Source organism: Confluentibacter citreus, from assembly GCF_002807055.1.
Taxonomy (GTDB): domain Bacteria; phylum Bacteroidota; class Bacteroidia; order Flavobacteriales; family Flavobacteriaceae; genus Confluentibacter; species Confluentibacter citreus.
On the sequence record NZ_NIXN01000001.1, the window covers coordinates 364352 to 378792 of the forward strand.

Annotated in this window: 16 protein-coding genes; 7 read left to right on the top strand and 9 right to left on the bottom strand. The window is 34.5% G+C overall.

What is annotated here, in order from left to right:
* The first annotated feature begins 3 nt into the window (after positions 1-3).
* Together rsmI and CDH49_RS01570 are read left to right on the top strand one after the other, a co-directional pair.
* Positions 4-678 carry a 16S rRNA (cytidine(1402)-2'-O)-methyltransferase gene (gene rsmI, locus CDH49_RS01565; RefSeq protein ID WP_100613551.1) on the top strand — a complete coding sequence of 225 codons (675 nt, stop codon included), beginning with the start codon at positions 4-6 and terminating at the stop codon, positions 676-678.
* Positions 679-680: 2 nt separating this feature from the next.
* Positions 681-1037 (top strand): HopJ type III effector protein, encoded by a 357-nt coding sequence (locus tag CDH49_RS01570; RefSeq protein WP_100613552.1) that lies wholly within the window; start codon positions 681-683, stop codon positions 1035-1037.
* A 49-nt stretch (positions 1038-1086) separates the two neighbouring features.
* Here CDH49_RS01570 and CDH49_RS01575 read toward each other — a convergent pair whose 3' ends face one another.
* On the bottom strand, positions 1087-1875 hold the full coding sequence (locus tag CDH49_RS01575) for a toxin-antitoxin system YwqK family antitoxin (RefSeq protein ID WP_100613553.1): 789 nt from the start codon (positions 1873-1875) through the stop codon (positions 1087-1089).
* A gap of 59 nt (positions 1876-1934) precedes the next feature.
* Between CDH49_RS01575 and CDH49_RS01580 the strand changes: the two genes are divergently transcribed.
* Genes CDH49_RS01580 through CDH49_RS01595 form a run of 4 tightly spaced genes read left to right on the top strand, consistent with a single transcriptional unit; the run spans position 1935 to position 5946 of the window.
* A complete protein-coding gene (locus CDH49_RS01580) occupies positions 1935-2357 on the top strand; it encodes an OsmC family protein (RefSeq protein ID WP_100613554.1) in 423 nt (140 codons plus the stop codon).
* A 3-nt stretch (positions 2358-2360) separates the two neighbouring features.
* Entirely contained in the window at positions 2361-2966 is a 606-nt protein-coding gene (locus tag CDH49_RS01585; protein WP_100613555.1) for a GNAT family N-acetyltransferase, read from the top strand.
* A gap of 17 nt (positions 2967-2983) precedes the next feature.
* Positions 2984-4675 (top strand): single-stranded-DNA-specific exonuclease RecJ, encoded by a 1692-nt coding sequence (gene recJ / locus CDH49_RS01590; RefSeq protein ID WP_100613556.1) that lies wholly within the window; start codon positions 2984-2986, stop codon positions 4673-4675.
* Between the two features lie 2 nt (positions 4676-4677).
* On the top strand, positions 4678-5946 hold the full coding sequence (locus CDH49_RS01595) for an MFS transporter (protein WP_100613557.1): 1269 nt from the start codon (positions 4678-4680) through the stop codon (positions 5944-5946).
* Positions 5947-5962: 16 nt separating this feature from the next.
* Here the strand turns inward: CDH49_RS01595 and CDH49_RS01600 are convergent, their stop codons facing one another.
* The 3 genes from CDH49_RS01600 to CDH49_RS01610 form a co-directional block, all read right to left on the bottom strand.
* Positions 5963-6430 carry a hypothetical protein gene (locus CDH49_RS01600; RefSeq protein ID WP_100613558.1) on the bottom strand — a complete coding sequence of 156 codons (468 nt, stop codon included), beginning with the start codon at positions 6428-6430 and terminating at the stop codon, positions 5963-5965.
* A gap of 131 nt (positions 6431-6561) precedes the next feature.
* A complete protein-coding gene (locus CDH49_RS01605; RefSeq protein WP_100613559.1) occupies positions 6562-7314 on the bottom strand; it encodes a UDP-2,3-diacylglucosamine diphosphatase in 753 nt (250 codons plus the stop codon).
* Between the two features lie 29 nt (positions 7315-7343).
* Positions 7344-7796 carry a 6-pyruvoyl trahydropterin synthase family protein gene (locus tag CDH49_RS01610; protein ID WP_100613560.1) on the bottom strand — a complete coding sequence of 151 codons (453 nt, stop codon included), beginning with the start codon at positions 7794-7796 and terminating at the stop codon, positions 7344-7346.
* A 91-nt stretch (positions 7797-7887) separates the two neighbouring features.
* On the opposite strand from CDH49_RS01610, the gene CDH49_RS01615 reads away from it, so the two are divergent.
* Positions 7888-8529 carry a 2OG-Fe(II) oxygenase gene (locus tag CDH49_RS01615; RefSeq protein ID WP_100613561.1) on the top strand — a complete coding sequence of 214 codons (642 nt, stop codon included), beginning with the start codon at positions 7888-7890 and terminating at the stop codon, positions 8527-8529.
* Between the two features lie 128 nt (positions 8530-8657).
* Here CDH49_RS01615 and CDH49_RS01620 read toward each other — a convergent pair whose 3' ends face one another.
* The 5 genes from CDH49_RS01620 to CDH49_RS01640 all read right to left on the bottom strand — a co-directional run bounded on the left by CDH49_RS01620 (position 8658) and on the right by CDH49_RS01640 (position 14130).
* Positions 8658-9593, bottom strand: coding sequence for a 2-hydroxyacid dehydrogenase (locus CDH49_RS01620; protein WP_100613562.1), 936 nt, complete (start codon positions 9591-9593; stop codon positions 8658-8660).
* 35 nt (positions 9594-9628) lie between these two features.
* On the bottom strand, positions 9629-11002 hold the full coding sequence (gene mgtE, locus CDH49_RS01625; RefSeq protein ID WP_100613563.1) for a magnesium transporter: 1374 nt from the start codon (positions 11000-11002) through the stop codon (positions 9629-9631).
* Between the two features lie 57 nt (positions 11003-11059).
* Positions 11060-11857, bottom strand: a complete 798-nt coding sequence (gene rsmA / locus CDH49_RS01630) for a 16S rRNA (adenine(1518)-N(6)/adenine(1519)-N(6))-dimethyltransferase RsmA (protein WP_100613564.1) — start codon at positions 11855-11857, stop codon at positions 11060-11062.
* 68 nt (positions 11858-11925) lie between these two features.
* Positions 11926-12249, bottom strand: a complete 324-nt coding sequence (locus CDH49_RS01635) for a DUF4286 family protein (protein WP_100613565.1) — start codon at positions 12247-12249, stop codon at positions 11926-11928.
* Between the two features lie 102 nt (positions 12250-12351).
* Positions 12352-14130 carry a tetratricopeptide repeat protein gene (locus CDH49_RS01640; protein WP_100613566.1) on the bottom strand — a complete coding sequence of 593 codons (1779 nt, stop codon included), beginning with the start codon at positions 14128-14130 and terminating at the stop codon, positions 12352-12354.
* Positions 14131-14441 lie beyond the last annotated feature (311 nt).

Below are 14441 nucleotides of genomic sequence, written 5' to 3' on the forward strand. Positions count from 1 at the left end.
ATAATGGGTAAACTTTACATTGTACCAACGCCAATTGGAAATTTAAAAGACATCACGCTTCGGGCCTTAGATGTTTTAAAAGAGGTTGATTTAATTCTTGCGGAAGATACCCGAACCTCTGGAAAACTTTTAAAGCATTTTGAAATTTCCACACACATGCAATCACACCATATGCACAACGAGCATAAAACGATTGAAAATTTAATTAATAAATTAAAAGCTGGAACTACCGTTGCATTAATCAGCGATGCTGGAACACCCGCTATTTCCGATCCTGGATTTTTATTAACCCGGGCTTGTATTGAGCATGGTATTGAAGTCGATTGTTTGCCAGGCGCGACAGCCTTTGTACCTGCATTGGTAAATTCAGGATTGTCAAACGATAAGTTTGTTTTTGAAGGCTTTTTGCCTGTTAAGAAAGGGCGACAAACCCGATTGCAATTCCTTGCTGAAGAAACTAGAACCATTATTTTTTACGAAAGTCCGCATAAACTAGTCAAAACGTTAGCCCATTTTTGTGAGTATTTTGGTGAAGATAGGCAAGTGTCTGTATCCAGAGAACTTACCAAATTGTATGAAGAAACCATCCGCGGCACAGCCAAAGAAGTTTTAGATTATTATACCAATAAGCCACCCAAAGGAGAGATTGTTATTTGTGTTGGTGGAAAAAATAAATAATTATGACATTAGAAGCATTTTTAAATAAATTAAAAACAGCTCCAAAAGACATTGACTTTACAGACACCATAAGTGTTATTGAATCAAACTACATGTTTAAACCTACCGCTTTTAAAAATGGTGAGTTATATAATAAAGTTGGTGAAAATTCAGGTTCCTGCAAATTATTGGCATTTGCAAAACTACAAGGATTTACTAAAAATGAGACTTTAGCATGTTTTGGCAAATACTATTTTGAAGAAGTTTTAAATAATTTAAATGGCACAGGACACCAAAATATTAGAAACTTTATGAAAACGGGGTTTGAAGGATTGGTGTTTGATAGTATGCCTCTTAGAGAGAAGCAACAATGTGTTTGATGTGTTGCTTAATAACATAATGAACTTTAAAACAGTATCACAGTAGAATTTAGAAACTTTTAAGGTATTCTTGATATTTTAAAGCTTCTTGTGGATTCGTTTTTAAGTTTATTCTATTCATCTCATTACCGATATTATCCATCTCTATTAAGTAGAAATTATCTTCTTCTTCAAGCATTCTTAAATAAGCTTTAACACTGCCACTATCATTATAAAACTTTATAGCTTCAAAATTATCATAATTAGAAGAAATCCGCTCAGTCAAAATTTTTCCATTTAAAATACTTTGTGTAATTGTTTTACCATCTTTAATAAATGTTTGAGCATTAATTTGTCCTATGTTATTATAGATTATAGACTCCACTACCTTTCCATATTCAATTTTAAACTCTCCCATTACGTTTCCATTTTCAAAGTACTCCATGCTTTTGCCATAAAGAACATTGTTATTATAAAAATTAACCCTCTTTAATTTTCCAGATAAATAATTTGTTTTTTCCTCTCCATGTAATTTTCCCATTTGATAAACGGAATGGGTAAAAATTTCTCCGTTTGAATGAAACACAATATAATCACCATTTAAAATTCCTTTTTCTACTCTAAATTCTTCCCATTTAGAAAACTTATCCCCTACAACATAATAGCCATCCATTAACTCTCTTGTTTTGTCTAGTCTATAAATACCAATTCCGTTATAAGAATCAATTGTATAGGAGTTTTTGGAGATTAAAACAAAATTTGAACCGCTTTTTTCCGTTTTTTCAGCACAACTAAGCACTAAAAAAATGAAACAGAAAATATAATTAAAAGGGTTTTTAGGATGTATATTCATAACCATAATTAGTGAATTAATACGTAATTTTGTGTTACAAGTAACGAAAAAAAATTCAGAAAATAATGACAAATCATATTACAACAACCTGGTTGGGCAACATGAAGTTTGAAAGTACAAACCCTTCAGGAAACAAATTATATATTGAAGCAACTCCAGAAAATGGTGAACAAGCGGAAGGCTACAGACCAAAAGCCTTGATGCTTTCTGCATTGGCGGGCTGTTCTGGATTGGATGTGGCATCGCTTATAAAAAAAATGAAATTGGAGGTTGCTGATTTTAAAATTGAAATCGATGCCAATCTAACCGAAGAAGACCCAAAATATTACGACAAAGTTGCTATGCATTTTCACTTTTTTGGAAGTGATTTGAATGAGAAAAAATTGCAGCGCGCTGTCGATTTATCGGTAGAAAAATATTGTGGCGTTATGGAAATGTTTAGACAATTTTCTGAGTTGAAAGTAGAAACACATTTTCACAAAAAATAACAAATGAGTGCTTTCGATTTTTCCAAAGACTATATTCTTGAAGATCATATTGTAAGTTTAAGACCTTTGCAAATGGAAGACGTCTCCAACCTATTACAAATTGCGAATGAATCAGGAATTTGGAAATATTCCTTCATAAAAGGAGATGGTGTTGAAAATTTGACCAAATATATTCAAGAAACTATTCAAAATAGAGAAAACAAAAAAGAATATCCCTTTATAGTTATTGACAGGAGGACTAACGAATTTGCAGGTTGCACAAGACTTTCGGATATTAACTTTAGTCTTCAGGCAACCCGATTGGGTTATACTTGGTATGGTAAAAAATTTCAAGGCACAGGATTGAATAAACATTGTAAATATTTATTATTTGAATTTGCTTTTAACCAAATGGGAATGGAACGAATTGGATTAGCGGCTTATGCTGAAAATAGTAGAAGTATTAATGCCATGAAAAGCGTAGGTTGTGTTGAAGAAGGTAAATTTAGAGGAATCTTCCCTTCAGAAGACAATAAAAAGAGAAGTGACGCCGTATTATTTAGTATCTTGAAAGAAGAATGGACTGCTTCAAAGAAAGACATTTTAAAATCTAAATTAATTTCCTTTTAGGGCAATAAAAAAGGATTATGCGTTGGACACTTAAACCAAAACCAGATGCCACAAAACTGGCAGATTTAAAAAAATCGCTTCAAGTCGATGATGTGATTGCTACGCTATTATTACAGCGAGGCATTGAAACTTATGAAGATGCTAAACGATTTTTCCGACCGAGTTTAAGTGATTTACACGATCCATTCTTAATGAAAGATATGGACAAAGCTGTTGAACGCATTGAAAAAGCCATCGCCAATAAAGAAAATATTTTGGTGTATGGCGATTATGATGTCGATGGCACCACAGCCGTAGCCTTAATGTCTTCGTATTTAAAAACAATCCATCCCTTAATTTACACCTATATTCCCAACAGATATGATGAAGGTTACGGTGTTTCATATAAAGGCATCGACTTTGCTTTGGAAAATGATTTTACGCTTATTATTGCACTGGATTGCGGTATAAAAGCCATTGAAAAAGTGGATTATGCTAAAAATTTAGGAATCGACTTTATTATTTGTGATCACCATAGACCATCGGCTGAACTCCCAAATGCCGTTGCTGTTTTAGACCCAAAACGAGACGATTGCAACTATCCTTATAAAGAGTTATGTGGTTGTGGTGTTGGTTTTAAACTCATTCAAGCATTGATTTTAAAAGAAGGTAAAACCGCTGAGGATTTAACCGAATATTTAGATTTGGTTGCCACTGCCATTGGTGCCGATATTGTCCCAATTACCGGAGAAAACAGAACCTTGGCTTATTTTGGTTTGGAAGTAATCAATACAAATCCGAGACCTGGGATTAAAGCTATTTTAAATCAGATTGAAAAAACAGAACTTACAATAACCGATGTTGTTTTTATTGTGGCACCAAGAATCAATGCGGCCGGCCGTATGGAACATGGTAATTTTGCCGTGGCTTTATTAACTGAAAAAGATGATACATTAGCCGCCCAACAAGCCTCAGGAATTAACACTTATAATTTAGACCGCCGTGAAGCAGATAAACTTATTACACAAGAAGCTCTTAAACAAATTGAAGAACAAAAAGAACAGGAACGCCTTACTACTGTTGTTTATAACGAAAACTGGCATAAAGGTGTTATTGGTATTGTGGCTTCTAGATTAACAGAAACTTACTACCGCCCTACGTTGGTCTTCACCAAAAGTGGCGATAAACTGGCTGCTTCGGCACGGTCAGTAAGGGATTTTGATATATACAATGCCTTGGAAAATTGTAGCGAATATCTTGAACAATTTGGTGGTCATAAATATGCTGCTGGGTTAACCCTTAAGAAAGAAAACTACGAAGCCTTTAAACAAGCTTTTGAAGATGAGGTTTTTAAAACCATCGATAGAAACTTACTGATTCCCGAAATCAAAATAGATGCCCAAATAAATCTAGAAGATATCACACCTAAATTTTATAGGGTTTTAAAACAATTTGCGCCTTTTGGTCCAGAAAATATGACGCCTGTTTTTATGACCGAAAACTTGAAAGACACCGGTTATGGGAAATGTGTGGGCGAAGACAAAACCCATTTAAGAATGACGGTCACTCAACCACAATCCAATAGTTTTGTCGCCATTGGTTTTGGCATGGGAGATAAAATGGATATCATCTGTGATAAAAAAACATTTAAAGCCGTTTATTCCATTGATGAAAATACATGGCAGGGCAATGTCTCTCTTCAACTTAAATTAAGGGATATTAGAGAGTAAATATGTCAAAAATAGATCCTTACGCTGCACTGCGCTTTAAAGAATTCAATATTTTTTTATTGGTCCGATTTGTTCTAATATTTGGATGGTCTATGCAGTTTATAGTTATAGAATGGCAAGTATATTCTTTAACTAAAGATCCTCTATCTTTAGGTATGATTGGTTTAATGGAAATAATCCCCGCATTTACCATGGCATTATTTGCTGGTCATATTGTAGATCAAAAAGAAAAACGAAATCTGTTGGCCTTGTGCATTGCTGCTTTTTCATTAATCAGTTTGGGGTTGTTTTTACTTACTTGGCCTAAAATAGTAGCAGATTGGTCTACAAAAACCATTTTATACAGCATTTACGCACTCGTTTTTTTTGGCGGTTTTTTGCGTTCCTTTTTTGGCCCGACGATTTTCTCTCTAATCGCTTTAATTGTTCCAAAAAAAGCCTATCCAAATGCCGCCACATGGAACAGTTCTACATGGCAAATGGCATCGGTTTTAGGCCCAGCTTTTGGAGGCTTCTCTATTGGATGGATGGGTGTGCACTGGTCGCTTTGCATTATTTTCGGGTTGGTTGTTTTATCCTTAATCATATTGCTTCAAATAAAACGCAAACCTATTTTAAATCCCAAAATTGGAGAACCTGTGATTGAAAGTTTAAAAGAAGGTGTGCGTTTTGTTTTTAAATCTAAAGCCATTTTGGGGGCGATGACTTTGGATATGATAGCCGTTTTATTTGGAGGAGCCATTGCTCTTTTGCCCATATTTGCCCAAGATATTTTGAAAGTCGGCAGTGAAGGTTTTGGTATATTACGAGCCGCTCCTGCAGTTGGTGCTTTTATAACCTTAATGATTACGGCGCATATTCCGATTAGCAAAAATGCTGGCATGAAATTATTGGTCGCCGTTTTTGGGTTCGGACTTAGCATTATTGTATTTGGGTTGTCCTCTATATTTTGGATTTCGGTAGTTGCCTTGTTTTTTAGTGGTGTCACCGATGGCGTGTCTATGGTGGTGCGACAAACCATTCTGCAAATTAAAACGCCAGACCACATGCGCGGACGTGTATCATCTGTAAATTCTATGTTTGTGGGGTCTTCAAACGAATTAGGTGCTTTTGAAAGTGGCTTAACCGCCAAACTTTTTGGAACTGTCAATGCCGTGGTTTTTGGTGGTACGATGACGCTAATCACCGTTTTAACAACAGGCATTGTATCGCCTTCCTTTAGAAAATTGGATTTAACAAAAGATATTGAGGAACATCAAAGAGAAGCTTAATCTTTGTGATATCACATCACTTAACCTTAGTTAATACCTTTTTAGTCTCTATTGGAGAATCCGCTGGATATGTTGTATAAGTTAATTCTAGGGTGTCATTTATTATTTTATAAGTACAATTCTCAAATACTTGGGCATTTGATGCCTCCGATATTGGTGTCATATCATAAAAATCATCCCACCAACTATATTCTCCCGCTTTTAAAATTAAAGTATTAGGGGGTTTTTGTTCAAAAGTTCCCGAAAACTCGGTCCAAGCTGATATGTCTTGATTGCTTTGGGTTGGATAAATACCAAATTGATTTATTTTTAATATGAATGTAGAATTGGTATTTAAAGTAAGCTCATAAATTAAGAGCCCTTGAGGCTTTGCTTCAATAATTTCTGTCCATTTTCCAATTAAACTTACATCTTCAATTGGATTAATATCTTCCTTTTGACAAGAAAGAAAAAGAAGAATAAAAACACAGTATATTACTTTCATAATTATTGAATTAGATATTAATACTATTCCACTAACTAATAGATGTTAATAAATTAAAAAGGTTGCGTCATCAATTGCAGATTAATGTATGCTGTTTTGAAAAAAGCTATGCTAAATGAGTAAACGAATACTTAATATTGCTTTAGCAAAAATTCTTCCCCATCAAAAACACCGTACGTATAATACGTAATCCAATCCCCAAGATTGATGTATTTAGAAGTGTCATTTAATTGAATTTCCAAAGGTAAATGACGGTGACCAAACACAAAATAATCGCGATGTTTGCTTTCTAATTTCTTTTTGCTGTACTGTACCAACCATTCTTTATCCTCGCCTAAAAAAGTAGCATCATCTTCACCCGAAATCAGTTTGTTTTTTACAGATAAGTATTGTGCGATTCGCATACCAATATCGGGATGGCCCCACATAAACACCCATTTAAAAAACGGATTGGTAAATACTTTTTTCATGCGCTTGTACCCTTTGTCCCCAGGGCCTAAACCATCACCATGACCAATAAAAAAAACCTTGTCATTAAACGTGAATTCTTGTGGTTTATGGTAAACGGGAATGTTAAGTTCTTCTTCAAAATAGCCGTGCATCCATAAATCATGGTTGCCGACAAAATAGTAGATTGGGATTCCTAAATCGCTAATTTCTGCCAATTTGCCTAAGGTTCTTGTAAAACCTTTTGGCACGACTTTTTTATATTCAAACCAAAAATCGAATAGATCCCCTAAAAGGAAAATAGCTGCTGCATCTTGTTTTATGGTGTCTAACCAAGCGACAAACTTTTTTTCACGTGGTCGTGAAGCTTCTATAGTTGGAGCTCCTAAATGATTATCGGATGCGAAGTATATTTTCTTGCCTTCAGGTATTTGCATGATGTAAATATAGAAAATGTTTTTTTGCGTTAAGCATTATCTGACGCATACCATTCGGCAAACGATGTTTCGGTTTCTTGAAGCTTTAATGAATGTAATTTTATATGATTTGGTAATCGTTTGGTTATTTTATTTGAAAAATCAATCACCATCATTTCGCTGGTTGGCTGATAATTTACCAATAGTACGTTGTGCCCCCTATTTTCCAATTCTTTGGCGAGTTCTACGTGGGGCGTGTTTTTATTAAAAACAGTGGCATGATCAAACACATCTACAATCTCTTCCTTCACGATTTTTTTTAAATCGCTAAAATCAATCACCATTCCAAACTTAACGTGATTAGTGTCTGTAATGGGTGTTCCAATAACAGTTACCGAAAGCTTATAACTATGCCCATGCACGTTTTTACACTTACCATCGTAACCATAAAGGGCATGCCCCGTTTCAAAAGAAAATTGTTTTGTAATGCGTATGTTACTCATCAAAGTTGTATTTGTTTTGCAAAGATATTCATTTTGTAAAAGCAATTTGTTTTTAGATTACTTTTGACTACTAATTGATATTTATTATTGGATGAGTCATCTTTTTGAGAATATTGAGTTTGTTGAAAATCCGCTTTACGAAGCTATTATTACTGATATTTTATCTAAGAAATATAGTATTGTGGAGGATTTTTTCTCTGCGGAAGACGTTGCTATTTTAAGGCAATCGTTGCTTAAAAAACATGAAGAGAATGCTTTTAAAAAAGCCGCTATTGGTAATCGTTTTGAAGAAACCATTGTAAAATCTATTAGAGGCGATGTGATTTTATGGATGGATGAAACTCAAGCAGATGCTTCTGAACTCTTGTTTTTCAACAACATAAATAATCTAATAAACTATCTTAATAGAACTTGCTTTTTAGGTATTTTACACAAAGAATTCCATTATGCTTTATACCCAAAAGGGACTTTTTACAAACGGCATATTGATACGTTTCAAAATGATGACCGACGCAAACTATCGTTTGTATGTTATTTGAATGAAGATGGATGGCTACCTGAAAATGGTGGTGAATTGGTGTTGTATCTAGATGAGAACGGCGAACAAACCGAAAAAATTATTTATCCACTTCCTGGTCGCGTTGTTATTTTTGAAAGCCAAATTATTGAACACGAGGTAAGACCTGTCAATAAGGAGCGATTAAGTATTACTGGTTGGCTAAAAACCCGATAATTATCTTCTTTTTCTACGGTTTATAAAGTAAACCACAATTAGTACAATTCCTAATAAAAGAAAAAGACCGTTTCCACTTATAAAACTTAAAATATCCATAGTTTATTTTTTTGATTTAGTTGGCAAAGTTAACAAAACTTAGCTTTGATTTTATCTACAATAGTTTGCGCCAATTTTTCTTTGCTTTCAACAGTCCAACCCGCTACATGAGGTGATAAAATAACATTTTTTGCGTTTATTAAATATTGGAAAGCTTCTGGCATTTCAGAAGAAAACAGGGCTTCAAACGATGTTTTTTCATATTCCAACACATCCAATCCGGCACCAAGAATTTTTCCAGATTTTAATGCCGAAACCAAATCGGCCGTCACCACACTTTTACCACGCGCTGTATTAATAAACCAAAAGGGGTTTTTAAATTGATTTATTAATACAGTATTTATCATATTCAGCGTTAACACTGTTTGTGGAGTGTGTAAACTGACCACGTCTGCTTGTTCTTGTAATTCTTGAAGCGACACTTGCTTGGCATTTTCATCGGCTACGTCGTCTAAAATATCATAACACAATACTTCAACATCAAACCCTTTTAATTTTTTCGCGAAGGATTTTCCTGTATTTCCATAACCAATAATGCCAACGGTTTTTCCATCCAATTCCACGCCACGATTGGCTTCCCGCAACCATTTACCTTGTCGCACTTCGGCATCAGCCTTATTTAGTTTATTAAAAAGAGACAACAACATACCTAGAGCATGTTCACCAACGGCATTTCTATTGCCTTCCGGTGCTGCAATCAACTCCACGCCTTTGACTTTTGCGTATTCAACGTCTATATTTTCTAATCCGGCACCAACACGTCCAATGAATTTTAGGTTTTTAGCTGCATCCAGAAATGATTTGTCTATTGTGAATCTGCTTCTTAAAATAATACCATCATAATCTGAAATTCTAGCTTCAATAGTTTCTTTTGAAGACGTGTAATCTTCATGATTAGTGAACCCTAAATCGTTTAACTGATTTATTAAAAGTTCATGATTGGTATCTAGGTGAAGGATTTTCATGTGATGCTGAAACAAGTTTTGATTGACAAAGAATATTAAAACCCTAAAATAAGTTTAGCAATTAAAAAGTACATTAATATACCAAATACATCGTTGCTTGTCGTAATAAATGGCCCTGTGGCTACGGCGGCATCTATCCCGCGTTTGTCTAAAAATATTGGGATAAAGGTACCTACTAATGCTGCCATAATAATAACCGAAATAAGGGCTACACAAATGGTTAAAGACTCTAAATAGGTTGTTTGAAATACAAAGTGACTAATGATTAATACTATAAACGCAATGGCAAGTCCATTTACCAAACCTAATAAAAATTCTTTCAGGAGGCGTTTTAAAATACTGCCATCAATAGAATCGTTGGCGAGACCTTGCACTATAATGGCTGAGGATTGTACCCCAACATTTCCTGCGGTTGCTTGTATTAACGGAATAAACATTAAAAGTGCTGGAAATTTTAACATAGCATCGCTAAATCCGTTGATAATACTTGCTGCACCAATGCCCCCAAACATCCCAATAAGCAACCATGGCAAACGTGCTCTTGTAAGTTCCCAAATGGTATCATCAGCTTCTACATCGCCCGTAATACCTGCCGCTAATTGGTAATCTTTATCGGCTTCTTCTTTCATGACATCCACAATGTCATCAATGGTGATTCTTCCCAATAAAATCATGTTTTCATCGACTACGGGAATGGCTTCCAAATCGTATTTTGCCATCACTTTTGCAACATCTTCAACATCATCATGAACGTTTACATAATCGAAACTAGGAATATAAATCTCTGAAATTTTTTGATCGCTTTTGGCAACAATAAGGTCTTTTAAAGAAAGACGCCCTATCAATTTGTTTTTTTTATTAACTACATAAATAGAATGCACTCGGGTAACTTCCTTGGCTTGCCCTCGTATGCGTCGCATGCATCCAGCAACCGTCCAGGTTTCGTAAACCTTAACTAACTCTTTTGCCATGAGTCCGCCCGCCGTATCTTCATCATAAGCCAAAAGCTCACGGATTTCAGCTTTATGCTCTTCGTCCTCAATGTGTGAAATAACTTCTTGTTGACGTTCTTCAGGAAGTTCGGAAATAATATCGGCAGCATCATCGGTATCAAGCTCTTCAATTTCTTCGGCAATTTCTTTTGAAGACAGATTTCTTAGAACCCTTTCCCTATTGTCTTCATCAAGTTCCATTAAGATTTCTGAAGTCGTTTCAGAGTCCAGTAACTTGATAATATACACGGCCTCTTCTAGATTAAGTTCATCTAAAATTTCGGCAATATCGGCGTAATGAAACTCATCTAATAACTTTTTGAGCTCCTTATCTTTTCTGGCTGCGATAAGTTGCTCCACTTGTTGAATGAGTTCATCAGTAAGCTCGAATTGTATATTTTCTTTTTCTTCTTGCATTCTATTAAAAACTTCTCGATACTATTTTGAATGCTTCAAAATCACTCGAAGTGACAACTAGTTTAAATCCTTTTCAATACGTGTTGTAAGCTCTAAAAATTGCTGAACATTTAACTGTTCCGGACGCTTGTCAAAGATACTATCTTCTCTTAAATTATCACTTAAATTGAATGTTTTTAAACTGTTACGAATTGTTTTCCTGCGTTGTTGAAATGCTGCTTTTACAACTTTAAAAAATAACCCGTCATCACATGGTAATGAATAATCGTCTTTTCTTGTGAGTCTTAAAACACCTGAATCTACTTTTGGCGGCGGACTGAATACATTTGGTGGCACCGTGAATAAGTATTCCGCCTTATAAAACGCTTGGGTTAGAACCGATAAAATACCATATACCTTACTACCTTCTTTAGAGCAAATACGTTCTGCGACTTCCTTTTGAAACATGCCTGAGAACTCTGGAATTTGATCTCTCATTTCCAATACTTTAAAAACGATTTGTGTGGAGATATTATAAGGAAAGTTTCCAATAATGGCAAAAGGCTGTCCTTTAAAAATAAGGTTTAAATCGTACTTTAAAAAATCTTTTTCTATGATTCTGGAAGCTAGACTAAGGTAGTTTGCTTTAAGATATTCTACAGATTCTGGGTCTATCTCAATAACATGCGTCGTAACATCTTTTTCTAACAAATACTTGGTTAAAACACCCATACCGGGGCCGATTTCCAGAACGGTTTTATAGTTTTCTAAAGATAAGGTGTCAGCAATTTTTTCTGCAATGCTTTCATCATTCAGAAAATGCTGTCCTAAATGCTTTTTGGCTTTTACTTGATGCTGGTTGGGGTTGTTTGCCACGGATTCATGAATTTAGATGCTAAATTACATTTTAAAATGGATTCCAACCGCAGCAAGATTGACAAAAGCTATTTGAACGTCACCGAATATTCATCTATAATTTCCAGTTCGGTTCTAAATGCCAACATTTTATCTCCAAATTTTTTTGAAATTTCAGATCTAAAAGCAGGAGCATCCTCCCTATAAAATGCATCTAACGCTTCTCGCGAATAGGATTTATATTGAACCGAATAGGTAACACCACCCATCTCTTCATCAACCAACACTTTGGTGAGGGTTGCTTTTTCAAACTTTCCTGTTGCTAATACTTGCGGAATATGTTCTTTAATCCATGTAAGCCATTCGTCGTGAATGGTTTCATCTATATTGGATGTGACGTTGTATATAATCATGGGTGTTGGTTTATGGTTGATGGGTATTAGGTGCTCGGTCTTGGGTGCTGGTCTAACTGTCTAAAAATCTAATTGTCTAAGAAAGTCTAACTTTCTAAAAATCTAATTAATAGCATCACCCCGCAAAGCCCTATATTTTTTTCTGGCCTCCACAAAGTAAATACTGTCGGGATGGTTAAAAATAATTTGTTCGTACAAGGCTTTTGCTTTTTCGGACTGGTTTAAATGGTTCTCATACAACTCTGCCAAAGCATAATAAGCATTATCGATTAAAATACCATCACTATAATTTTCTATAATGGCATTGTAATTGACTTCTGCTTTTGTGAGTTCTTTTGTAATTTCAAATAATTGTGCTTGTTTAAATAAGGCTTGAGCTACAATTGGCTCGGTTTTGTGTTCTTGCAATATTTTTTCTAAAAGTGAAATGGCTTCATCATTTCTGTTTTGAAACGCTAATAAATCGGCTTTAGAATAGAGCTTTAATGCCGTTTGAAGTGAATCTTCATATTTATAATCACTAATAAGTAATTTTAAATCTAATGCGTCATTGGCAATAAGCTGTGACGTTGATGCTTTTAATATTTTAAGCTGGGATTCCGCCCATTTAAAATCGCCCTTATAATAACTCGCTTTAGCCACTTTAAATCTAGCTTCTTGAGAAATAGTGCTGTTTTTTAAGTTTCGCTGAATTTGGGTATAATATATTAAGGCCTTATTGAAATTTTCCTGTAAAACAAGAATATCTCCCAACTCTAACTTCACTTCTGCTTGCTCTAGTTCGGTTAGTGGAAGTTCTAGGGTTTTCTCTAAAAATGCGATGGCTTTATCGGTTTCATTCATGTAAAACGCTAGAAAATGCCCATAAGCGATTTGAAGGTTTAATGTTTGGGCAAAGGTGCCAAACTTTTTAAATAACTCTAAATATTGATTGTTAATGGTTTGATAATTGCTTTTTGAGCTTAATTCAGTTTCTAGTTGAAGTAAGTTATAATAGGCATTAAGCAAAGTATCTGTGTCTTGCGCGGTATCTATAATATAAGATAGAATCTCTTTAGCAATGTCGTTTTCATTTTCACTAAGTGCTATTTGAGCCAATTCTTCAATTCTATTTAAACTTTCTGGTTGCCTGTTAAAAATGGCTTTTTCTTGAACAAATGCCTTACCAAATTCTTTTTGTTGAATAAACATCCAACTAAGCAAATCGTTCCAAATCAAATCTTGATCTTGCTGCAGGTTTTTGAGTAAAATTTTTCTTAGCAGTACATTATTTTCATTCGTGCTGTTTTCACTTATAAAATCATTGATAGAGCGTTTTATAATACTCAAAGCTGCTTGATTACTTTTAGCAAATTCTATATAGCTGGTAAACATTTTTTCAATGTTACCTTGCTCTCCATATATTTGGGCCAATTGTAATTGAAAATTGAGGTCAGGCTTTAAAACCATGGCTTTCTCGTATGCTGCAATGGTTTCGCTTAAAAGCGAGTGGCTTTGAAAACTTCTGGCTATTGAAAAAACACTATTAACATTCGCATCAATGCTTGATAGTGCTTGGTTATAATAATTGGTTGCATTTTGTAAATCGTTTTTTAACTGATAATTATAGCCCAGTTCAACTAAAAAGGCTGGATAATTCAATCTTTCCAATAGTTTCAACAAAAAGGTTTCCGATTCATCATACTGTTCTAGCTGCTGATACGTGGACACCATTTGGCTTATGTAATTAATGTTTGATGGCGATTGCGCATATAGTTTTTTATATTCTAATAATGCTTTCTCGAAATCGCCATTTTTATAATATTCGTTCGCCAAGGCATCATTTTGCGAAAATGCATTGGTACAACATACTATAAAACATATTATTAAAATACCCCTCATGTTGTAAAGATAAGAAATGTGGCTTGTAGAAATTGTGAATCTTTTTATAAAAAATGCCCGAATAAAATTCGGGCACTAACCAATCAAAATAAATGTCTATTAACTATTTATCCATCATTATTAAAAACGATAGCGTGAATCGATTGGGGACAATCTTCTAATAAACTTTTTATTTACTTACAATTGCAGTTATTTTATTTTCAGTTTTTGTGGCTTCAAAATCTGAAAACAAAACCTTGCTAGCGAAGAAAATTAATGTAATTAAAAGAACAATTCGCATAAGATTTTTCATGGTTAGTAGGCTTGTATAT